Source organism: Streptomyces shenzhenensis (assembly GCF_021462265.1).
GTDB classification, from domain to species: domain Bacteria; phylum Actinomycetota; class Actinomycetes; order Streptomycetales; family Streptomycetaceae; genus Streptomyces; species Streptomyces shenzhenensis.
The window spans coordinates 69,376-90,543 of the sequence record NZ_JAJONF010000032.1 but is presented as its reverse complement, the minus strand read 5'-3'; the positions used below and the strand labels follow the sequence as shown (position 1 = coordinate 90,543).

The window sequence follows — 21,168 nt, the reverse complement described above, 5'->3', positions numbered from 1 at the left end:
GACGCACCGCCCGCCTCACGGCACGGCCGGGGGCCCGTCCGCCGCCGCGGCGGCGTTCGCCCGCTCCCGCTGGGGTACGACCGTGTACTTCGGGTCCTCGGCGGAGGCGACCCCGGCGCGGAACACCCCGAACCGCAGCGCCGCCGAGCCGGTGAGCAGGGCGGCGCCCGCCAGCGCCGCGAGGACCCGGCGGGGACCCCGGTCGCCGAGGGCCGCCAGGGCCGCGCCGCCCGCCGTGAGCACCTCCGCCGTCCGCAGCAGCGTGTGCGCCCTGCCCTGCTCGTACGGCTCGGACAGCAGGCCGCCCATGCGGTGCTTCATCAGCTGGAAGCCGCCCAGCTCCGCCGCCGTGCCCAGGGCCGCCAGCCGCCGGGCCGGGCCCGTCTGTCCCGGTTCCACCGCCAGCAGCGCCAGCCCGGCCGCGGCCGTGGCGCCGGAGCCCGCGAAGACGAACGGCAGCTCGCGGTAGCCCGCGTGCCAGGCGGGCACCGCCGTGTCGGACAGCAGCACCGCGGTGTAGGTGGCGACGGCCGGGCCGAGGACGGCGGCCGACACGGTGGCGGCCGAGCCGACGAGCCGGTGGCGCCCGGCCACGTCGGTCGCCGCCGCTGCCATGGTCAGCGGTGCGTAACCCGCCAGCAGCCACGAGCCCACGCTCATCGGCGAGGTCGGCTTGAGCACCCGCAGCATGTTCAGGAAACGGGACGGGCGGCCCAGATCATGGACCAGCGCGGCCAGCGACAGCGAGATGGCGCCCGCCGCGCCCAGCTTCGCCACCCGGGCCAGCGCCGGACGTCCGGTGAGCTGCGCTCCGGCCGCCAGCAGCGAGGAGCCGCCGGCGAGCCCGCCGAGGTAGAGGTAACCGGCGATGTCGAGCGGCTTCCAGGTCGGCTTGTTCAGGACCGGTTTGCCGTAGTACGAGGAGAACTCGGCGTCCGGCACCATGCTCCGCTCGCCGCGCCCCCGGCGGCGCCGCCCGTGCTTTCCGGTGGGGGCGTCCCGCCCGGGCCGGGCACCCCGGACGCCCTCGCGTGTCACATCGGAACCGGTCATCACGGCCTCCTCCGGCCGAAGCCCACGAAACTGGAAACGGCGAGCGCGGCCAGCGAGGCCGCCGCCAGCGCCGCGTGCCGCCACATGTCCGGCAGGTCCCGGGTGGTGACGACGGGGTCCGGGGGCAGGCCGTACACCTCCGGCTCGTCCAGCAGCAGGAAGAAGGCCCCGTCGCCGCCCACCCCGTCGCCGGGGTCCGCGCCGTACAGCCGGGCGTCGGGGACGCCGGCCTCGTGCAGCCGGGCCACCCGGCCCGCCGCCCGCTCCCGCAGCTCCTCCAGCGGGCCGAACTGGATGGAGTCGGTCGGGCACGCCTTCGCGCAGGCCGGTTCCATGCCGACGCCGAGCCGGTCGTAGCAGAGCGTGCACTTCCAGACCCGGCCGTCGTCCCTGCGCTGGTCGATCACGCCGTACGGGCAGGCGGGCACGCAGTAGCCGCAGCCGTTGCAGATGTCCTCCTGGACGACGACCGTCCCGAACTCGGTGCGGAACAGCGAGCCGGTGGGGCAGACGTCCAGGCAGGCCGCGTGGGTGCAGTGCTTGCACACGTCGGAGGCCATCAGCCAGCGCAGTTCGGCGCGCCCGTCGGGGTGCACCGGCGAGATCTCCCCGGCCGGCGCGCCCGCCGGCGCGGTGCCGGCGGCCGGTGCCGTGGCGCCCGGGCCGGGGGAGGAGGCGCAGGTGCCGAGGGTACGGGCGGCGGCGAACACGTCTGCGTCGTCGTGGGAGACCCCGGGTTCCTGGCGGCCGAGCGGTTTGCGCTGCTCGATGAAGGCCACATGGCGCCAGGTGTCCGCGCCCAGCCCCCCGGTGTTGTCGTAGGACATGCCGGTCAGGACCAGGCCGTCCTCGGGGACCGCGTTCCACTCCTTGCAGGCCACCTCGCACGCCTTGCAGCCGATGCAGACGGAGGTGTCGGTGAAGAAGCCCATCCGCGGCGGGCTGTCCGGATAACCGGCCGCGCCCGCCACGTCCGGCTGCGGGCCGGACAGCAGGTTTCCGTGCCTCGGGTCCGGCCGCGCCCCGCGGGTCTCGTCGCCGCCGCTGTCGGTCATGGCTCGCCCTCCTTCACATGTCGTCCCCTCGCCGGTCTCGCCGGGAGCCGCTGGTACGAGTTCCACGCGACGGCGTTGCCAGTCGGCGCCCGGCGGGCCGATCCGGGCGCCGCCGTACCGGCGGCCGGGGTGTCGCGGCCGCGGTGCCCGCCGAACCGGCGCCGCACCTCCGTGCCGGGCGCGCGGCCGGGGTGTTTCACACACCAGGATCCGGCTGGCCCCGGTACGCGGCAGCGGGGAGCACGTCAGCGGTTCGGTGCCGGATCTCCGTACCCCACCCGCACGGCGCCTTGGCAGGCGAGACGGGGATCCCATACGTTCCGGTTTGCAGTGGATTGCGTTCAGGGAGCACAGGGAGTACAGGGAGCCGACCATGCCGCCGCCCACGCCCGGACCCGCCCCGGGCCCCGACCGGTTCCACGAGCCGCGCCGCGAGGACTGCCCCTGGTGCGGCTCCAGGCGCCTGCGCACCCGCCTGCGCACGCCCGACCTCCTCCACCACCGGCCCGGCACGTTCACCGTCGACGAGTGCCGCGACTGCGCCCACATCTTCCAGAACCCCCGGCTGTCCCCGGCGGGCCTCGCCCGCTACCACCGGGACTTCCACGAAGGGCACCTGGAGGACTACGCCGACCGACTGCTCGCCACCCGCACCAGCCGCCGCCGGCACCTCGCCGCCGCCCGCGTGATGCTGGCGCTGCCGGAGCCGGAGAGCTGGCTGGACGTGGGCACGGGCCACGCCCACTTCCCGCGCAGGGCGAGGGAACTCTTCCCCTACACGTCCTTCGACGGCCTGGACCCGACCCTGCGCGTGGTGTGGGCCCAGGCGGAGGGCCACATCGAGGAGGCCCACTGCGGCCATCTGGCCGCCCCGGAGGTGCTGGCCCGGCTGCGCGCCCGCTACGACGTCGTCAGCATGTTCCACCACCTGGAACACACCCCCGACCCGCGCGCCGAACTCCGCGCCGCCCTCACGGCGCTGCGCCCCGGCGGCCACCTGCTGATCGACGCCCCGAACCCGCACAGCGCGTTCGCCAGGCTCCTGGGCAAGTGGTGGATCCCGCACGGCCAGCCCCGGCACCTGCACCTGATGCCACTCGACAACCTGCGGGCGGAACTGGAGTCCCAGGGCTGCGAGATCCTCAGAACCGACCGGAAGTCGCCCCACACGCCGTACGACATCTCCGCCGCGCTCGGCCTGCTCCTGGGCCGGCTCCTGCCGAAGCGGTGGCTGCGCGCGGCGGCGCCGCTGGTCGCCGTGGCGAGGGCCGCCGACCACACCCTGGCACCGCTGCTGCGCCGGACGCCCTTCTCGAACGCGTACCGGATCGTCGCGAGAAAGGGGCGGTGAGAGCCGGTTGCGCGGCTGCGGGCGGTGGTGGGTTGCTCGCGCCCACGCGGCGGAGCCGCACATCGACTCAGCCCCGCGCCCCTGAAGGGGCGCTGTCCAGCCGTGGCTCATAAAGCCGCGGGCAGTCGTGCCTTCCCCAGTGCCTTAAGGGCCTGGGAGGTGCCCCCAGGGCGATGGGGGTCCCCCCGCGCGAGCGAAGCCGAGCGTGGGGGAGGGTGGGCGCGGCGGTGCCCTGGGAGCGCTGGTGGGCGTCCCCACCCCCCCGGCCCACTACCTCAGCACCACCGCCTGCCCCGCCACCACCAGCACCACCTGCTCGCACTCGGCCGCGAACGCCGCGTTCAGGCGGCCCAGTTCGTCCCGGTAGCGCCGCCCCGACGCCGTCGCCGGCACGATCCCCGACCCCACCTCGTTGGAGACCGCGACCACCGTCCGGCGACTCGCCCGCACCGCCCCCGTCAGCTCCCGTACCCGCTCCCGCAGCGTCTTCTCCCCGCCCGACGCCCACTCCGTGTCGTCCCACGCCCCGGCGGAGTCCATCGCGTCCGTCAGCCACAGCGACAGACAGTCGACCAGCAACGGCGGCCCGTCCTGCGTCAGCAACGGCACGAGGTCGCACGTCTCCGTCGTACGCCACGACCCCGGCCGCCGCTCGCGGTGGGCGGCCACCCGCTCGGCCCACTCGGTGTCCCCGCCGCGCGTACCGCCGGTGGCGACGTACAGCACGTCGGGGAAGGACTCCAGCCGCCGTTCGGCCTCCACGGACTTCCCGGACCGGGCCCCGCCGAGCACCAGGGTCCGCCGCGGCACGTCGGGCACGTCCTCGTACACCCCCACCGTCAGCGTGGTCCCGTCCGGCACCGCCCGTGCCCCGGCCGCCGCCAGCCGCCGGCGCAACTCCGGCCCGGGCGGCACGTCGTGGCCGAGATGGACGGCGACGACGTCCGTGGTCGGCCCGGCCGAGCCGACCGCCCGCAGCCGCGCCAGCGCGTCGGGACGCCCCACGACGTCGAGGAGCACCAGGTCGTACGAGTCCGCGCTCCCGTTCTCCAGCCCGGCCGGCGCCGCGCCCGGCGGCAGGTACAGCAGCCGTTGCCCGTCGGGACCGGTCACCGCGTACCCGGTGCCGCCCGCGTCCATCGCCACCGCCCGCACCCGATGCCCCGTCAGCAGCGCCAGCTCCCGCCCGTCCGGCACCCGGGCCGGCTGCGGCAGCCCGGCCGGCACCTCGACGGCGGGCCCGTCGTGCGGATGCGACAGCAGCACCTGTTGTACGCCTCCGAGCGACCGCCCGGCCCGCGCCGCCGCGAACGCCGCGCCGGGCGTCAGATCGAGCAGCAGCGTCCCGTCGACCAGCAGCGAGGCGGCGGCCCGGGCGTCCTCCCCGACGGCACAGGAACAAGCCGCGCACGGACAGCCGGGGCTGGGCAGCCCGGCAGGAGCACCGGTACCGAGCAAAGTCACTTCCACGGACCGATTCTCACCCGTCCTGACGGTTCTCGCTTCAGCCGGCGCCTCCCGCGACGCGCCCCGTCAGCGGCGCGGGCAACCCCACCGCGCCCGCACACGCCCCGCAACCAGCGGAGTTTTTTCCGGCGCCCTTATACGATGCCTCAGTTGGATCAAAGGGAGGCCTACATGGCGGCATGGACGTGGCGGTTCGAGAAGGCCGACGGGACGGAGGTCCAGCCCGCGGTGGAGCCCGAGGAGTTCACCACACAGGGCGACGCCGAGTCGTGGATCGGCGAACAGTGGAAGGCCCTGCTGGCCGGCGGCGCCGACCAGGTGCGGCTCTACGAGGACGCCACCGAGATCTACGGCCCGATGAGTCTGCACGCTGACGAGTCCTGAGGCAGGGCGGCGGGGCGGCCGTGGCCGCCCCGCCGGCACCGGGTCACTGCTCGCCCAGCGTCACCTCCACCGTCCTGCTGACGCCGTCCCGGCTGTAGGTCACCGTCGTCTTCTGCCCCGGCCGGTCCGAGGCGAGCGACTCGGCCAGTGAGGTGATCGTGGTGATGTCGTCCCGGCCCACCTTGGTGATGGTGTCCCCGGGCCGGATGCCCGCCTTGTCGGCCGCGTCGCCCGGCTTCACGGTCACCACGGCCACCCCGGCCGGCTGGTAGTTCACGTCGACGACCGTGCGCCCGGTGATGCCGAGCGCGGCCCGCCCCGAGTCGGTGACCCTCCCCTGCTTGATGATCTGGTCGGCGACCGTCGTCACCATCGACGCCGGGATGGCGAACCCGATCCCCGGCGCCGCGCTGCCGCCCAGGTTGGGGTCGCTCGCGGCCAGCGTCGGGATGCCGATGACCTGGCCGTCCAGATTGACCAGGGCGCCCCCGCTGTTGCCGGGGTTGATGGCCGCCGAGGTCTGCACCATGTTGGGGATGGTGGCCCCCGTTCCGCCGCCCGCCGTGTTCTCGCTGACGGTCCGTCCGGTCGCCGACACGATCCCCTCGGTCACGCTGGACGACAGCCCGAGCGGCGATCCCATGGCCAGCGTGATCTGCCCGACCTGGACCTTGTCGGTGTCCCCGAAGGCGGCCGCCTTCAGCCCGGCCGGGACCTTGTCGAGCTTGATGACGGCCAGGTCCTGCTGGGGGTAGGAGTACACCAGCGTCGCGGTGAGCGGCTCCTCCGTGCTGGCGGTCGTCACCCTGAACTTCTTCTCGGCCCCCACGACGTGCGCGTTGGTGACGATGTGTCCGCTGCCGTCGTAGACCACGCCCGAGCCCAGGTCGCCGCTGGCCTGGATCTGTACGACCGACGGCAGGACGTTCTTGATCACCTTCTGGTACTGGTCCTGCAGATCGGCCGCCGCCAGGGGGACGGCCGCCGCGCGGACGGCCGGGGGGTCCGCGTTCGTGTCGTCCCCGAAGGCGGAACATCCCGAGAGCAGGGCGAGGCAGCAGCCGAACGCGGCGGCCGTACGGAGGGTCCGGCGGGCAGGGGAAGCGTTCATGCCCCGAGTCTCACCGCGGCGGTGACGCTCCGGCGCGTGCTGCTGGCCCGAACGAGCGGCACCGCGTCAGGAGTCAGCCGCGGACCCCGCACAGGTGCAGCAGCGCCGCGACCGCCCGGTACGGATCCGTCCGCCCGGCCCGTTCCTCCACCGCGAGCAGCGTCTCCAGGCCGGCGGGCGGTTCGGCGTCGTCCGCGGCGGTGTCCGTGAACACCCGTACCCCGTACCAGGCCTGCAGCGGTGCGCCGATGCCGGCGAGGGCGCCGGTGAGCGTCGCCAGCCGGTCGGCCCGGACGTGCAGGCCGAGGCGGTTGCTGTACGAGACGGTGTCGAAGGCCTCCAGGGCGCCTGCCCAGTCGCCGCTCAGCCCCGGCCGCATGGCCAGCGCGTCGGCGTTGCGCACCAGCAGCGACAGCAGCCCGCCCGGGGCCAGCATCCGGGCCAGCCCGGCGAGCAGCGCGTCCGGCTCCTCGACGTACATCAGCACCCCGTGGCAGAGGACCACGTCGAAGCTGCCCGGCAGGAAGTGGACACCCGTGTCCCGCCCGTCCCCCTGCACGATCCGCACCCGTTCGCGGATGCCTTCCGGCTCACCGGCCAGGGCCTCCCGCGCGGCCGCGATCATCGCCGGTTCCCGCTCGACACCGGTCACCTGGTGACCGGCCCGGGCCAGCCGCAGCGCCTGTGTGCCCTGGCCCATCCCCACGTCGAGCACCCGCAGCCGCTGCCCGACCGGGAACCGCCCGGCTATCTGCTCGTCGAGCTGCCGGGTCACCAGCTCCTGTCGTACGACATCGCGCAGCCCGCCCAGCTTGGTCAGCCAGGCCCTCGCCGCACCCCCGGAGAAAGGCTCTGCGCTCAGGGCCGCTCTCCGCGCTTGACCTGCGGCTTGGGCAGCCGGAGCCGGCGCATCTGGAGGGAGCGCATCAGGGCGTAGGCGACGGCGCCCTTCTTGTTCTGGTCGGGGAAGCGCTCCGCGAGGCGTCCCCGCAGCCGCAGGCCGCTGATCGCCGCGTCGAGCACGATCAGCACGATCACGACCAGCCACAGCAGCAGCGCGATGTTCTTGATCGCGGCGTTGTTGACCACGCTCATGACCAGGATGACCACGGCCAGCGGCAGGAAGAACTCCGCGACGTTGAAACGCGAGTCGACCCAGTCGCGGGCGAACCTCCTGACCGGGCCCTTGTCACGGGCCGGCAGGTACCGCTCGTCGCCGGTGGCCAGCGCCTGGCGCTGCCGCTCCATGGCGGCGCGCCGGTCCTCGCGCTGACGCTTGGCGGCGTCCTTGCGGTTCGTCGGCGTGCTGGCCACGCTGCGCCGCTGGGACTGGGCCTCACTGCGCTTGGGCGTGGGCCTGCCCTTGGGGGCCTGCGGGTCTCGGGTCTGCCTGGAGTCGGTCACGGCCGCCTTGTCGGCGGGGGCCTTCTCATCCTTGGCGCGGCTACGGAACACAAAACCCAAGGGTAAGGGGTGGTGGGGTGTGGGCCCTAGCCCGGCGGGGAACGATCCCGCAACGCCAGTCGTCTCCATGGGGGACAGAGGGGACGTTGCAGGCGCTTCGCTCGGGGGCTCACCTACTACCTGTGCCGGAGCGGAGCTGTCCGTAGTCGTCCTTGGGGATGAGCGCATCGGTCCCCGAACAGTGCGGTAATGGATGCAGGGCCCGTACTGTGGGTTCTGTCGCAGGATCGGTGAGCTGGAGTCCGTCAGAAGGGGGCGCGCGAAGCCCATGAGCGGTGTCATGAAGCGTATGGGGATGATCTTCCGCGCGAAGGCGAACAAGGCCCTGGACAGGGCCGAGGACCCGCGCGAGACCCTTGACTACTCGTATCAGAAGCAGCTGGAACTGCTGCAGAAGGTCCGCCGCGGCGTCGCCGACGTGGCGACCAGCCGCAAGCGCCTCGAACTCCAGCTGAACCAGCTCCAGCAGCAGTCCACCAAGCTGGAGGACCAGGGCCGCAAGGCGCTCGCCCTCGGCCGTGAGGACCTCGCCCGCGAGGCGCTCTCCCGCCGCGCCGCCCTCCAGCAGCAGGTGACCGACCTGGAGACGCAGCACGCCACCCTCCAGGGCGAGGAGGAGAAGCTCACCCTCGCGGCCCAGCGCCTGCAGGCCAAGGTGGACGCCTTCCGTACGAAGAAGGAGACCATCAAGGCCACCTACACCGCCGCCCAGGCCCAGACCCGCATCGGCGAGGCCTTCACCGGCATCTCCGAGGAGATGGGCGACGTCGGTCTCGCGATCCAGCGCGCCGAGGACAAGACACAGCAGCTCCAGGCCCGCGCCGGCGCCATCGACGAACTCCTCGCCTCCGGAGCCCTCGACGACCCGACCGGCACCGCCAAGGACGACATCGCCGCCGAGCTGGACCGTCTCTCCGGTGGTACGGATGTGGAGCTGGAGCTGCAGCGCATGAAGGCCGAGCTCGCCGGAGGTGCGCCCCAGCAGGCGATCGAGGGCGGCACCGGCCAGGGCCAGCAGTCGCAGCAGCCGCAGGACACCCCGCGCTTCGACAAGCAGTAGCCGACCCCTGGAGGGCGACATGGCCGACATGGTCGTGAGGATCATGGGGGAGGGCCAGGTGAGGCTGGCCGACAGCCACCTCGCCGAGCTGAACAAGCTGGACGACGAACTCCTCACGGAGATCGAGTCCGGTGACGAGGCAGCCTTCCGCCGCACCCTGACCACCCTCCTGGACAAGGTCCGGGATCTGGGCGCACCGCTCCCGGACGACGCCCTGGAACCCTCGGACCTGATCCTGCCGTCCCCGGACGCGACCTTGGACGAGGTCCGGGCGCTGCTGCGGGACGACGGCCTGATCCCGGGCTGAGGTTCGAGAAGAGCCTGGAGCAGGGCAGGAAAAGGCCGATTCTTCCCTGGGCGTGGTCGGCGTACTGATAGCTTTGGTTGCGGACGACGCGTCGCGAGAACCAAGCACGTGGAGTCCTCTCTGTGTTGCGTGACCATGCAGCTGGATCGCTGCCCGGGCTGGTTTCGACCCGGCTGGTGCCGACCGTGGAAGACCTGACGGGCCGTTGGCCCGGCAGGCGGCGTGAGCCAGGAATCTCCGCCCCTTCAGGGAGGAGAGGATTCAAACCGTGAGCACTCTCGAAAGAGCCCGCTGCAGAGCCGGCGCCCACCCGCTCGCCGTGGACGCGGTCGTCGCCGCGGGCGCCCTCGTCTGCATGGCCGTGAGCTCTTTCGCCGCTCCGCACGGGGCCCGTGGCGTCGCCTGGGGCATCCGCACCCCGGCCCCCCTCAGCCTCGTCCTGATGACACTGGCCGCCGCGGCCCTCGTCTTCCGCCGCCACGCCCCGAAGACGGTCCTGGCCGTCACCGGCGCCGCCTCCGTCCTGGAGTGCGTCATGGGCGACCCCCGCGCCCCCGTCGCGATGGCGGCCGTGATCGCCCTGTTCACCGTCGCCGCCACCACCGACCGCCGGACCACCCTGCGGGCCGGGCTGCTCACCATGACCGTGCTGACCACCGCCGCGATGGTCGCGGGGCCCCTGCCGTGGTACGCCCAGGAGAACCTCGCGATCTTCGCCTGGACCGGCATCGGCGCCACCGCCGGGGACGCCGTCCGCAGCCGGCGCGCCTTCGTCCAGGCCATCCGCGAGCGTGCCGAGCGCGCCGAGCGGACCCGTGAGGAGGAGGCCCGCCGCCGGGTCGCCGAGGAGCGGCTGCGGATCGCCCGGGACCTGCACGACGTCGTCGCCCACCACATCGCCCTGGTCAACGTGCAGGCGGGCGTCGCAGCGCACGTCATGGACAAGCGGCCCGACCAGGCCAAGGAGGCCCTCGGGCACGTCCGCGAGGCCAGCCGCTCCGCGCTGAACGAGCTGCGTGCCACCGTCGGCCTGCTCCGCCAGTCCGGCGACCCCGAGGCGCCGACCGAACCCGCCCCCGGCCTGCACCTCCTGGAAGAACTCGCCGACACGTTCCGCAACGCCGGCCTCCAGGTCGAGGTCGCCCGCGCCGACCAGGGCACCACCCCGCCGGCCGCCGTCGACCTGGCCGCCTACCGGATCATCCAGGAGGCCCTGACCAACGTGCAGAAGCACGCCGGCCCTGATGCCAGGGCCGAGGTCAGCGTCGTACGCGTCGGACCGCGCATCGAGGTCACCGTCCTCGACAACGGTTCCGGCGAGGACACCGCCCCCGAGGCCGGCGGCGGCCACGGCCTGCTCGGCATGCGCGAGCGCGTCACCGCCCTGCGCGGCACCCTCACCACCGGCCCCCGCTACGGCGGCGGCTTCCGCGTCCATGCGATCCTGCCGGTCAAGACCGACACCGACGAGCGTACGAGCGGTCGTACCAGGGACCGTACGGCCGCGCTGGGGGATTCCGCATGACGATCCGTGTCCTGCTCGCCGACGACCAGGCACTGCTGCGCAGCGCCTTCAGGGTGCTCGTCGACTCCGAGTCCGACATGGAGGTGGTCGGTGAGGCCTCCGACGGCGCGGAGGCGGTGCGGCTGACCAGGGAACGCGAGGCCGACGTGGTCCTGATGGACATCCGGATGCCGGGCACGGACGGACTGGCCGCCACCCGGCTCATCAGCGCCGACCCCTCCCTCGCCCACGTCCGGGTGGTGATCCTGACGACCTTCGAGGTCGACGACTACGTCGTACAGGCGCTGCGCGCGGGCGCCTCCGGCTTCCTCGGCAAGGGCAGCGAACCGGAGGAACTCCTCAGCGCCATCCGCCTGGCCGCCGGCGGCGAGGCGCTGCTCTCCCCGGCGGCCACCAAGGGCCTGATCGCCCGCTTCCTCGCCCAGGGCGACATCGGCGACGCCGGCCGCGACCCGGCCCGCTCCGAGCGGCTCGACGCGCTCACCTCACGGGAGCGCGAGGTCCTGGTCCAGGTCGCCGGCGGACACTCCAACGACGAGATCGCCGAACGCCTCGAAGTCAGCCCGCTGACCGTGAAGACGCACGTCAACCGGGCCATGGCCAAGCTGGGCGCGCGGGACCGGGCGCAGCTCGTGGTGATCGCGTACGAGTCCGGACTGGTCCGCCCGAGGATGGACTGACCTCCACCCGGGCGTACTGCGGCGGCAGTAGGAGCCGGCTCGGGGAACGGCACCCAGGGCCTACGTGAGCAGGGCCTTCGATGGGCGAGGGTGGTGCGGTGGGCACTCACAGGTGCCTCATCTGCTTCGCACAGCAGCTCACGGCAGCTCACTGAAAAGAGACCCCGACCCATGTCCTGGCTGTCCAGATTCAGCCTCGCGCAGCGGGCCCTGATAGGCCTTGTCTCCCTGATCGCGCTCGTCTTCGGGGCGATCGCCATCCCCCAGATCAAGCAGCAGCTGCTGCCGACCATCGAACTCCCCGTCGTCTCCGTCCTCGCCCCCTACCAGGGCGCCGCACCGGACGTCGTCGAGAAGCAGATCGTCGAGCCGATCGAGAACAACCTCCAAGGTGTCGACGGCGTCACCGGTGTCACCTCCACCGCGAGCGAGGGCAACGCCGTGATCATGGCGTCCTTCGACTACGGCAGCGACACCAAGCAGCTGGTGGCCGACGTCCAGCTGGCCGTCAACCGCGCCCGGCTCCCGGACTCCGTCGACCCGCAGGTCATCACCGGCTCCACGGACGACATGCCGACCGTCGTCCTCGCCGTCACCTCCGGCAAGGACCAGCAGGCCCTCGCCGACCAGCTCGACAAGACGGTCGTCCCGGCCCTGAAGGACATCGACGGCGTCGGCCGCGTCCAGGTCACCGGTGTCCGCGACCTCCAGGTCACCGTCACCCCCGACGACGCGAAGCTGGCCCGGGCCGGGCTCACCCCGGCCGCGCTCGCCCAGTCGCTCCAGGCGGCCGGCGCGACCGTGGCGGCCGGTTCCTTCACCGAGGACGGCGCCAACCGCACCGTCCAGGTCGGCGGCGGTCTCACCTCGCTGACGCAGATCAGGGACCTGATGGTCACCGGGCAGGGGGTGAAGAAGCCGGTGCGCCTCGGCGCCGTGGCCGCGGTGCGGGAGCAGGAGGCCCCGGCCGACTCCATCACCCGCACCGACGGCCGCCCCAGCCTCGCCGTGAACGTCACCATGGACCACGACGGCAGCGCGGTCTCCATCTCCGACGCGGTCAAGGACAAGCTGCCGAAGCTGCGTCAGGACCTCGGCTCCGGCGCCGCCCTCACCGTCGTCAGCGACCAGGGCCCGGCGGTCTCCAAGTCCATCAAGGGCCTGACCACCGAGGGCGCCCTCGGCCTGCTCTTCGCGGTCCTGGTCATCCTGGTCTTCCTGGCCTCGGTCCGCTCCACGCTGGTGACGGCGGTGTCCATCCCGCTGTCGGTGGTCCTCGCGCTGATCGTGCTGTGGACCCGCGGTCTGTCCCTCAACATGCTCACGCTCGGCGCGCTCACCATCGCCATCGGCCGGGTCGTCGACGACTCGATCGTGGTCCTGGAGAACATCAAGCGCCACCTCGGCTACGGCGAGGAGCGCCAGGCCGCCATCGTCGGCGCGGTCCGCGAGGTGGCCGGCGCGGTCACCTCCTCCACCCTCACCACGGTCGCCGTGTTCCTTCCGATCGGCCTGGTCGGCGGCATGGTCGGCGCCCTGTTCGGCTCGTTCAGCATCACGGTCACCGCCGCGCTGCTGGCGTCCCTGCTGGTCTCGCTGACGGTCGTGCCCGTCCTGTCCTACTGGTTCCTGCGCGCCCCGAAGGGCACCCCCGAGGACGCCGCGGAGGCCCGCCGCACGGCGGAGGCGAAGGAGGCGGGCAGCCGCCTGCAGCGCGCCTACGTTCCCGTGCTGCGCTTCGCGACCCGGCGCCGCCTCACCAGTGTCCTGATCGCGGTCGTGGTCCTGGTCCTCACGTTCGGCATGGCCGGACTGCTGAAGACCAACTTCTTCGACCAGGGCGACCAGGAGGTCCTCACCGTCAAGCAGGAGCTCAGGCCCGGCACCGGCCTGGCGGCGACCGACGCCCAGGCGAGGAAGGTCGAGAAGCTGCTCGCCTCCGTCGACGGGGTGAAGGACTACCAGGTGACGGTCGGCTCGTCCGGCTTCATGGCGGCCTTCGGCGGCGGCACCGACACCAACCAGGCGTCGTACTCGGTGATGCTGGACGACTCGGCGTCGTCCGACACGGTGCGGAACGCCATCGAGGACGGCCTGCACAAGCTGCCGGGCGTCGGTACGACCACCGTGTCGGCCGGTGCCGGATTCGGCAGCCAGGACCTGAGCGTCGTCGTGAAGGCGGCCGACGGGGACGTGCTGCGCAAGGCCTCCGAACAGGTCCGGGCCGCGGTCGCCGGGCTGGACGACGTCACCGACGTCACCAGCGACCTCTCCCAGAGCGTGCCGCGCATCTCGGTGCGGGCCGGCTCCAGGGCCGCGGCGGCCGGATTCGACGACCAGACGCTGGGCGCCGCCGTCACCCAGGCCGTCAAGGGCACCACGGCCGGGAAGGCGACCCTCGACGACACCGAGCGGGACGTCGTCGTGAAGCCGGCCGAGCCGGCCGAGACGCTGGCGCAGCTGCGCGCCCTCCGGCTGGGCCCGGTGAAGCTGGGTGACATCGCCACCGTGAAGCTGGTGGCCGGCCCCGTGTCGCTGACCCGGATCGACGGTCAGCGCGCCGCGACCATCACCGCCAAGCCGACCGGTGACAACACCGGCGCGGTCAGCGCCCAGCTCCAGGCGAAGATCAAGGCGCTGAAGCTGCCGGCCGGCGCGACGGCCTCGATCGGCGGGGTCACCTCGGACCAGGACAGCGCGTTCAAGAACCTGGGCCTGGCGATGCTGGCGGCGATCGCGATCGTCTTCATGCTGCTGGTCGCGACCTTCCGGTCCCTTGTCCAGCCGCTGATCCTGCTGGTCTCCATCCCGTTCGCGGCGACCGGCGCGATCGGCCTGCTGGTCGTCACCGGCACCCCGATGGGCGTCCCCGCGATGATCGGCATGCTGATGCTGATCGGCATCGTGGTGACCAACGCGATCGTGCTGATCGACCTCATCAACCAGTACCGCAAGCAGGGCCACGGCGTCGTCGAGGCCGTGATCGAGGGCGGCCGGCACCGGCTGCGCCCGATCCTCATGACGGCCCTGGCGACCATCTTCGCCCTGCTCCCGATGGCGCTCGGCGTCACCGGCGAGGGCGGCTTCATCGCCCAGCCGCTCGCGGTGGTGGTGATCGGCGGCCTGATCACGTCGACGCTGCTCACCCTGCTCCTCGTCCCGACGCTGTACGCGATGCTCGAACTCCGCAAGGAGCGCCGGGCCGCAAAGCGGGCAGCCAAGAGGGGCGGCGGGGCAGGCGAGTCGGGCGGGGCGCCGCGGCCGGCCGCGGCGGAACCGGCGGCCGCGGGCGTGTGACCGGCTGAACCACGGCGGCCGGGTACCGAACCCGTCGGTACCCGGCCGCCGGATATCGCGGTTCCGTATTCTGTGGCTCGAACTGATCTGCTGGGGAAGGAAGTTCGGGCAGTGCCACTGCGCGGTGAGGACCCGAGGTCGGTCGGCGGGTACAAGCTGGTCGACCGGCTCGGGGCCGGGGGCATGGGAATCGTGTACCGGGGCAGGTCCCGGTCGGGACGTGAGGTCGCCGTCAAGATCGTGCACGCCCAGTACGCCGAGGACACCGTCTTCCGGGCCCGGTTCCGGCAGGAGATCGAGGCGGTCCGGCGGGTGAGCGGCGCCTTCACCGCACCGGTGGTGGACGCCGATCCGGAGGCGGTACGGCCCTGGATGGCGACCCAGTACGTGGCCGGCCGCTCCCTGGCCGACCGGATCCGCGACGGCGGCCCGCTGCGCGGCACCGAACTGCGGCGGGTGGCGCTGGGACTGGTCGAGGCGCTGCGGGACATCCACCGGGCGGGTGTCGTGCACCGCGACCTGAAACCGGCGAACGTCCTGATGGCCGACGACGGCCCCCGCGTCATCGACTTCGGCATCTCCAGGGCGGTGGAGAGCGGCCACACCCTGACCGAGACCGGCCAGATGATCGGCACCCCGCCCTTCATGTCCCCGGAGCAGTTCACCGACCCGCGCGCGGTCGGCCCGGCCTCGGACGTCTTCTCGCTGGGGGCGCTGCTGGCGTACGCGGTGACCGGGAAGGGCCCCTTCGACGCCGAGAGCCCGTATCTGACGGCGTACTGGGTGATCCACAACCCGCCGGCGCTCGACGGCGTACCGCAGCCGCTGCTCGGCATCCTGGAGCGCTGTCTGTCGAAGAAGGCCGTGGACCGCCCGGAACTCGACGATCTGGCCCGGGACTTCGCCGCACTGCCCGAACCGGAGGAGGACGACCCGCGCACCGTGACGCTGCGCGCGTCCGACGTGCCGCTCGCGGACCGGCCGCGCCCCGGCACGACGGCGGCCGCGGGCGGCCCCGGCCGACGGAGCCGTCAGGACCGCCGTACGGACCGGTTCCCCGCGCGCCGGCGTCGCGGACGCCCGCTGCTGATCGCCACCGGTGTGGCCGGCGCGCTGGTGCTGGGACTGCTGTGGTACGGGGGGTACGGGCCGGGACTCCCGGCCGGATCACAGGAGACGAGCACCGCGACGTCCTCGCGCTGGGCCGCGGCGCCCACCGGCTGGCGGCCCTGGCAGACCACGGTGTACAAGCCGGCGGACCGGGGCGAGGTCAACGCGCTGGGCACGCCGGCGGACGGCCAGTCGGACTGCCTGAGCCAGGGCGACGGCGTCTACTGCGGAGGCCGCGGCGTCCTGCCGGTACGGCTCGACGGCCGGACCGGCAGGACGCTCTGGCGCGCCTCGCTCGCGTCGGCCGGCACCGACCCCTCCCGGTACGACTCCTGGGTCCTCGGTGTGTACGACGGCACCGTGCTCGTCCGGGAGACCATCACCGAGGAGGGCGCCGCGAACAACCCGACCTACGTCGTCGCCCTCGACGCGACGGGCGGTGACCAACGGTGGATCCGCAAGGTCGACGACGGGAACGCCGACCTGATCATGTCCGGCGACGTCGTGCTGACCGCCGACAGCGGCGGCCGGACGGTGACGGCCCGTTCCCCGCGCACCGGCAGGGCCCGCTGGGCCATGACGCTGCCGGCCCGGAACTACTGCACGTTCCTGTCGGCCGGAACCGGCCTGTACGCGCAGTGCTACCCCACTGAGGAGAACGCCGAGTACTCCTCGCTGCTGCAGGTGGACCGCGCCGACGGAACGGTCCTCGCGCGTCGGCGGATCCCCTTCGAGAGCGGCTTCCTCGGCGTCGTCGACGGCCATCCGGCCCTGGTCCTGGCCGACCGGGAGAGCGGCTCGACGTCCCTGCAGGACTCCAGGTTCGCCAGGATCCTCCTGACGGACCCGACGACCGGCGGTCAGACCACGACGAGACTCGCGAAGACGTACGAGGGCTCGGTGACGCTGGCCTCGGACACCCTGTGGATCACCGGCGCGAACGGCGAGGTGGCGGCGGTGTCCCCGCTGACCGGCAAGGAACTCTGGCACACCCGCACCAGCGTGGAGAACTCCGGCTCCCCGACGTACGACTCCCGCACCCACACCCTGTACCTGGCCAGTCCCAGCGGCCGGGTGGCGGCCCTGGACACCCGCAAGGGCGCCCTCCTCTGGGAGAGTTCCCCTCGCGTCGGCACGGCCTCGACGGGCGACGCGTCCGACCCCAAGGCGCTCCTGTACGCGGGCGTGGTGACCGTCATGACCCCCGACGGCACCCTCTTCAGCCTCGACCCCGCGCACCCCGAGCGGAAGTCCGGCTCGGGGTGACACACGGACCGTACGGCTACGGCAGCGCGAGCATCCGCTCCAGGGCCAGCTTGGCGAACGCCTCGGTCTCCTTGTCGACCTCGATGCGGTTGACCAGGTTGCCCTCGGCCAGCGACTCCAGGGTCCAGACCAGGTGGGGAAGGTCGATGCGGTTCATGGTGGAGCAGAAGCAGACCGTCCTGTCGAGGAAGACGATCTCCTTGCCCTCGGGGGCGAAACGGTTCGCCAGACGGCGGACCAGGTTCAGCTCGGTGCCGATGGCCCACTTGGAGCCGGCGGGCGCGGCCTCCAGGGCCTTGATGATGTACTCCGTCGAACCCACGTAATCGGCCGCGGCCACCACCTCGTGCCGGCACTCCGGGTGGACGAGGACGTTGACCCCCGGGATGCGCTCGCGCACGTCGTTGACCGAGTCCAGCGAGAAACGGCCGTGCACCGAGCAGTGGCCGCGCCACAGGATCATCTTCGCGTCGCGCAGCTGGTCGGCGGTGAGGCCGCCGTTCGGCTTGTGCGGGTTGTAGACCACGCAGTCGTCCAGGGACATGCCCATGTCGCGGACGGCGGTGTTGCGGCCCAGGTGCTGGTCGGGCAGGAACAGCACCTTCGTCGCCGAGGGCTCGCCCTGGCCGAAGGCCCACTCCAGGGCGCGCCGCGCGTTCGACGAGGTGCAGATGGTGCCGCCGTGCCTGCCCGTGAACGCCTTGATGTCCGCGGACGAGTTCATGTACGAGACGGGGACCACCTGATCGGCTATCCCGGCCTCGGTCAGCACGTCCCAGCATTCGGCGACCTGCTCGGCCGTCGCCATGTCGGCCATGGAGCAGCCGGCCGCCAGGTCGGGCAGGACCACCTTCTGGTCGTCCGAGGTCAGGATGTCGGCGGACTCGGCCATGAAGTGCACACCGCAGAAGACGATGTACTCGGCCTCCGGGCGGGCGGCCGCGTCCCGGGCCAGCTTGAAGGAGTCGCCCGTGACGTCGGCGAACTGGATGACCTCGTCGCGTTGGTAGTGGTGGCCGAGCACGAAGACCTTGTCGCCGAGCTTCTCCTTGGCGGCGCGGGCCCGCGCGACCAGGTCGGGGTCGGACGGGGAGGGCAGGTCGCCGGGGCACTCGACGCCCCGCTCGCTCTTCGGGTCGGCCTCACGGCCGAGCAGCAGCAGGGCGAGCGGAGTCGGCTGTACGTCGAGCTCCGTGGTCTGGGCGGTGGTCACGGCACGCACCCTTTCTACTTTTCGTCGTTCTGACGTTATCTATCATAACCGCTTCACGTCACTTTGACGATGGCCATAGTGTCGATGTGACATCAATCCCGGCCGCCCAACGGGAGGGTGGCGGCGACTGCTGGGCGCCACTTCGGGCATGTGCGAGCATGAAGAGGTAGGACAACGCGAGAACGCGCATGCCGGCCCGGAATGAATCAGCGGACGCGCCGGTTGCACTCGTCGGCAAGCAGTCTCCGTACAACCCGGGAGAGATGTAGATGTCCGTATCGGACGAGACCAGCACCGCCACCGACGGCATCATCCTGAGCGACGCCGCCGCGGCCAAGGTCAAGGCCCTGCTCGACCAGGAAGGCCGTGACGACCTCGCCCTGCGCGTCGCCGTCCAGCCCGGTGGCTGCTCCGGCCTGCGCTACCAGCTCTTCTTCGACGAGCGTTCCCTCGACGGCGACGTCGTCAAGGACTTCGGCGGGGTCAAGGTCGTCACCGACCGCATGAGCGCTCCGTACCTGGGTGGCGCGTCGATCGACTTCGTCGACACCATCGAGAAGCAGGGCTTCACGATCGACAACCCGAACGCGACCGGTTCCTGCGCCTGCGGCGACTCGTTCAGCTGAGCCGAGCGGCAACGGCGGCAAGGCGGCGGCCCCTCGTGGTGAGGGGCCGCCGCCTTCGCGTGTGCCGGCTCAGCCCGCCTGCGGGTTCAGCGGCGTCGCCTGCTCCTTCGGTACGGCCTTGCCGTCCGTGCCGACCACCTTCCGGCCGTCCAGCGGCGCGTCCAGGCGGACCGTCTGGTGGTACTGCTTGGCGATCATGACGCAGATCTTGTCCGGCCAGGGCGTCGCGGTCACCTTCACCACCACCTGCTCCGAACCCTCGTCCGCCGTCGCCTTGTAGTCGGCGCACACCCCGCCGGTGAAGGCGACGGTCAGATCACGGCCGTCGGCCGTGTACCCGTCCACCTTCACGTCCTTCGCGGACCCCGGCGAGGCACTCGCGCTCGCACTCGGCGAGGGGGCCGCCGCCGAGGCCGGGACCAGGTACTCCGGGTCCACCGCCGGATAGGTGACGGTGTACGCGTCCGCCGCCCCGCGCACCTGGAACAGCCAGGACGGCACCAGCGCCGGCCGGCCGCCGACCGACTGCGACGCCAGCCCGAACACCGCCTTCTCGATCACGGCCGAGGACGCCGACGGCGACGCCGCGGCGCACGGCTGCTCCAGCCGGTCCTTCGGCGGGACGGGAGCGGCGCAGCCGCCGATGCCCATCCGGTGCCCGGAGCCCGGCGCCGCGTTCAGCAGGGCCAGCGTCTTCGCGGCGCTCAGCACCGGATACGTGGCGCCCTTCGCCGGCGTCGCGAGCATCCCGTTGCCGCTGACCACCTCGCCCTGCGTGCCGACGGTCAGCCCGGTCGACCAGCCGTACGTCGGCAGCCCGCCGACCACCGGCCCGGCGTTCACCACCCGCAGGCCCCCCATCACCTGGCTCGCGTCGAGCTTCGCGTCGTCCTGGCCGAGCGCCTTCAGCACCGGCGCCGCCGCCTTCTCGGCGTCGGCGACGCTCACCGGGTCACCGGCCGGCACCACCGGGTCCCGTGTGCACACCGGGCCGGTCTTGCAGTTGTCGGTGCCCGGGGCGTAGCGGCTGTACGTCCACAGGCCCGGGGCCGTCCGGTTCACCTGGAGACTCCCGCCGGAGCCGTCGTTGTCGGTGCCGGCCTTCCAGATCTGCCCCTCGGCCACCGGGGCCCCCTCGACCCCGAGCGCCTTCGCGAGGGCGGCGACCCGGTCCTTGGAGACGTCACCGGAGGCCTGGTAGACGGCGGCCGACCCGGGGCCGGCGGGGAGCGTCCCGCTCGCCCTGTAGGTCACCCCGTAGGGGTTGGGCTCACCCGGGGCCACGCCGTTGCCGCCGGAGGAGTAGCCGTCCAGGGCGAGGGGCGGGGGAGTGGCACCGCCGGACGCGCCCGCGGCGGTACCGCCGGAGCCGGAACCGGAGCCGGTGTGCGCGGCGAGGTAGGCGCCGCCACCGCCGACGAGGAGGACGGCGGCGGCCACGGAGGCGATGACGAGGGCGGGGGAGCGGCGGCGGGGGGCGGCGAGGTCATCGGCGTCCCCCTCGGCCACGGCCTCGGGCGCCGTCTCGGGAACACCGGGAGCCGCTTCCGGCTCGGTGGGGGAGACCGAGGGCTCGGTGGAGGTGCCCGAGGGGCTGGTGGAGGTGCCCGAGGGGCTGGTGGAGGTGCCCGAGGGGCTGGTGGAGGTGCCCGAGGGGCTGGTGGGGGAGTCCGAGGAGCCGGTCGGGGAGTCCGAGGGCTCGGCATGGGAGTCCGGGGACGCGGCGGGGGAGTCCGACGGCTCGGTCGGGGAGCCCGAGGGTCCGGCGGAGGGGGCCGAGGGCTCGGCATGGGAGTCCGGGGACGCGGCGGGGGAGTCCGACGGCTCGGTCGGGGAGCTCGAGGACCCGGCGGAGGCGTCCGAGGGCTTCGGGGCCGCCTCGGCGGCAGGGGACAGGTCGGGCTCGGGGGCCTCATCGGGCCCGGGGTCGGGGGCCACCCCCGGCTCGGCGGCCTCCTTCGGCCCCGGAACCTGTGCCGCGGTGCCCTCGGCGGACCCCGCCACGGCCCGCGCGTCGGCCTCGGCAGCCTTCGGCGGCTTCGTGGCCTGCCGGTCCTCGGGGGGCTCCCCGGCGCTGCCCGCGGCCGCGTCGCCGTCGTTCTCGGGTCGCTCGCTCTTCACCGCATCGCTCCTTGCCGTGTCATATCCCGCCTCCCCCTCGCGGGGGACGGCGATGGGACGCGGGAGGGGAGCGCGCGG

The 21,168-nt window shown here is 72.9% G+C and carries 17 protein-coding genes; 9 read left to right on the top strand and 8 right to left on the bottom strand.

Annotated elements, in window-relative coordinates; translation table 11 throughout:
• Positions 1-15 precede the first annotated feature (15 nt).
• Together nrfD and LQ326_RS32545 are read right to left on the bottom strand one after the other, a co-directional pair.
• A complete protein-coding gene (nrfD, locus tag LQ326_RS32550; protein WP_234542648.1) occupies positions 16-1,053 on the bottom strand; it encodes an NrfD/PsrC family molybdoenzyme membrane anchor subunit in 1,038 nt (345 codons plus the stop codon).
• Positions 1,053-2,108 carry a 4Fe-4S dicluster domain-containing protein gene (locus tag LQ326_RS32545; protein WP_234542647.1) on the bottom strand — a complete coding sequence of 352 codons (1,056 nt, stop codon included), beginning with the start codon at positions 2,106-2,108 and terminating at the stop codon, positions 1,053-1,055. The genes nrfD and LQ326_RS32545 overlap by 1 nt, the downstream gene beginning before the upstream one ends.
• A gap of 373 nt (positions 2,109-2,481) precedes the next feature.
• On the opposite strand from LQ326_RS32545, the gene LQ326_RS32540 reads away from it, so the two are divergent.
• The gene (locus LQ326_RS32540; protein ID WP_234542646.1) at positions 2,482-3,459 is read left to right on the top strand and encodes a class I SAM-dependent methyltransferase; all 978 of its coding nucleotides are present in this window, start codon (positions 2,482-2,484) and stop codon (positions 3,457-3,459) included.
• A gap of 270 nt (positions 3,460-3,729) precedes the next feature.
• On the opposite strand, the gene LQ326_RS32535 is transcribed toward LQ326_RS32540, so the two are convergent.
• Positions 3,730-4,929 carry a bifunctional adenosylcobinamide kinase/adenosylcobinamide-phosphate guanylyltransferase gene (locus LQ326_RS32535; RefSeq protein WP_234542645.1) on the bottom strand — a complete coding sequence of 400 codons (1,200 nt, stop codon included), beginning with the start codon at positions 4,927-4,929 and terminating at the stop codon, positions 3,730-3,732.
• A gap of 168 nt (positions 4,930-5,097) precedes the next feature.
• Here LQ326_RS32535 and LQ326_RS32530 point away from each other — a divergent pair, with 168 nt between their 5' ends.
• Positions 5,098-5,310: a hypothetical protein gene (locus LQ326_RS32530; RefSeq protein ID WP_234542644.1), complete on the top strand. Its 213-nt coding sequence runs from the start codon at positions 5,098-5,100 to the stop codon at positions 5,308-5,310.
• A gap of 43 nt (positions 5,311-5,353) precedes the next feature.
• On the opposite strand, the gene LQ326_RS32525 is transcribed toward LQ326_RS32530, so the two are convergent.
• The 3 genes from LQ326_RS32525 to LQ326_RS32515 form a co-directional block, all read right to left on the bottom strand.
• Positions 5,354-6,421, bottom strand: a complete 1,068-nt coding sequence (locus LQ326_RS32525) for a S1C family serine protease (RefSeq protein ID WP_234542643.1) — start codon at positions 6,419-6,421, stop codon at positions 5,354-5,356.
• Positions 6,422-6,494: 73 nt separating this feature from the next.
• Positions 6,495-7,196, bottom strand: coding sequence for a class I SAM-dependent methyltransferase (locus tag LQ326_RS32520; protein ID WP_234542642.1), 702 nt, complete (start codon positions 7,194-7,196; stop codon positions 6,495-6,497).
• Positions 7,197-7,279: 83 nt separating this feature from the next.
• Positions 7,280-7,876 carry a DUF3043 domain-containing protein gene (locus LQ326_RS32515; protein WP_234542641.1) on the bottom strand — a complete coding sequence of 199 codons (597 nt, stop codon included), beginning with the start codon at positions 7,874-7,876 and terminating at the stop codon, positions 7,280-7,282.
• Positions 7,877-8,153: 277 nt separating this feature from the next.
• On the opposite strand from LQ326_RS32515, the gene LQ326_RS32510 reads away from it, so the two are divergent.
• The 6 genes from LQ326_RS32510 (at position 8,154) to LQ326_RS32485 (ending at position 17,130) form a co-directional block, all read left to right on the top strand.
• The gene (locus LQ326_RS32510) at positions 8,154-8,945 is read left to right on the top strand and encodes a PspA/IM30 family protein (protein WP_234542640.1); all 792 of its coding nucleotides are present in this window, start codon (positions 8,154-8,156) and stop codon (positions 8,943-8,945) included.
• A 28-nt stretch (positions 8,946-8,973) separates the two neighbouring features.
• Entirely contained in the window at positions 8,974-9,252 is a 279-nt protein-coding gene (gene pspAA, locus LQ326_RS32505) for a PspA-associated protein PspAA (RefSeq protein WP_234542662.1), read from the top strand.
• 268 nt (positions 9,253-9,520) lie between these two features.
• Positions 9,521-10,777, top strand: coding sequence for a sensor histidine kinase (locus LQ326_RS32500; RefSeq protein WP_234542639.1), 1,257 nt, complete (start codon positions 9,521-9,523; stop codon positions 10,775-10,777).
• The gene (locus tag LQ326_RS32495; protein WP_234542638.1) at positions 10,774-11,457 is read left to right on the top strand and encodes a response regulator; all 684 of its coding nucleotides are present in this window, start codon (positions 10,774-10,776) and stop codon (positions 11,455-11,457) included. Before LQ326_RS32500 ends, LQ326_RS32495 begins: the two co-directional genes overlap by 4 nt.
• 171 nt (positions 11,458-11,628) lie before the next feature.
• On the top strand, positions 11,629-14,754 hold the full coding sequence (locus LQ326_RS32490) for an efflux RND transporter permease subunit (protein WP_234542637.1): 3,126 nt from the start codon (positions 11,629-11,631) through the stop codon (positions 14,752-14,754).
• A 111-nt stretch (positions 14,755-14,865) separates the two neighbouring features.
• Entirely contained in the window at positions 14,866-17,130 is a 2,265-nt protein-coding gene (locus tag LQ326_RS32485; RefSeq protein ID WP_234542636.1) for a protein kinase domain-containing protein, read from the top strand.
• A gap of 16 nt (positions 17,131-17,146) precedes the next feature.
• Here the strand turns inward: LQ326_RS32485 and nadA are convergent, their stop codons facing one another.
• Positions 17,147-18,343, bottom strand: a complete 1,197-nt coding sequence (nadA, locus tag LQ326_RS32480) for a quinolinate synthase NadA (RefSeq protein ID WP_234542635.1) — start codon at positions 18,341-18,343, stop codon at positions 17,147-17,149.
• 269 nt (positions 18,344-18,612) lie between these two features.
• Here nadA and LQ326_RS32475 point away from each other — a divergent pair, with 269 nt between their 5' ends.
• On the top strand, positions 18,613-18,969 hold the full coding sequence (locus LQ326_RS32475) for an iron-sulfur cluster assembly accessory protein (protein WP_030951236.1): 357 nt from the start codon (positions 18,613-18,615) through the stop codon (positions 18,967-18,969).
• Between the two features lie 69 nt (positions 18,970-19,038).
• Here LQ326_RS32475 and LQ326_RS32470 read toward each other — a convergent pair whose 3' ends face one another.
• On the bottom strand, positions 19,039-21,090 hold the full coding sequence (locus tag LQ326_RS32470; protein WP_372497009.1) for a hypothetical protein: 2,052 nt from the start codon (positions 21,088-21,090) through the stop codon (positions 19,039-19,041).
• Positions 21,091-21,168: the final 78 nt, after the last annotated feature.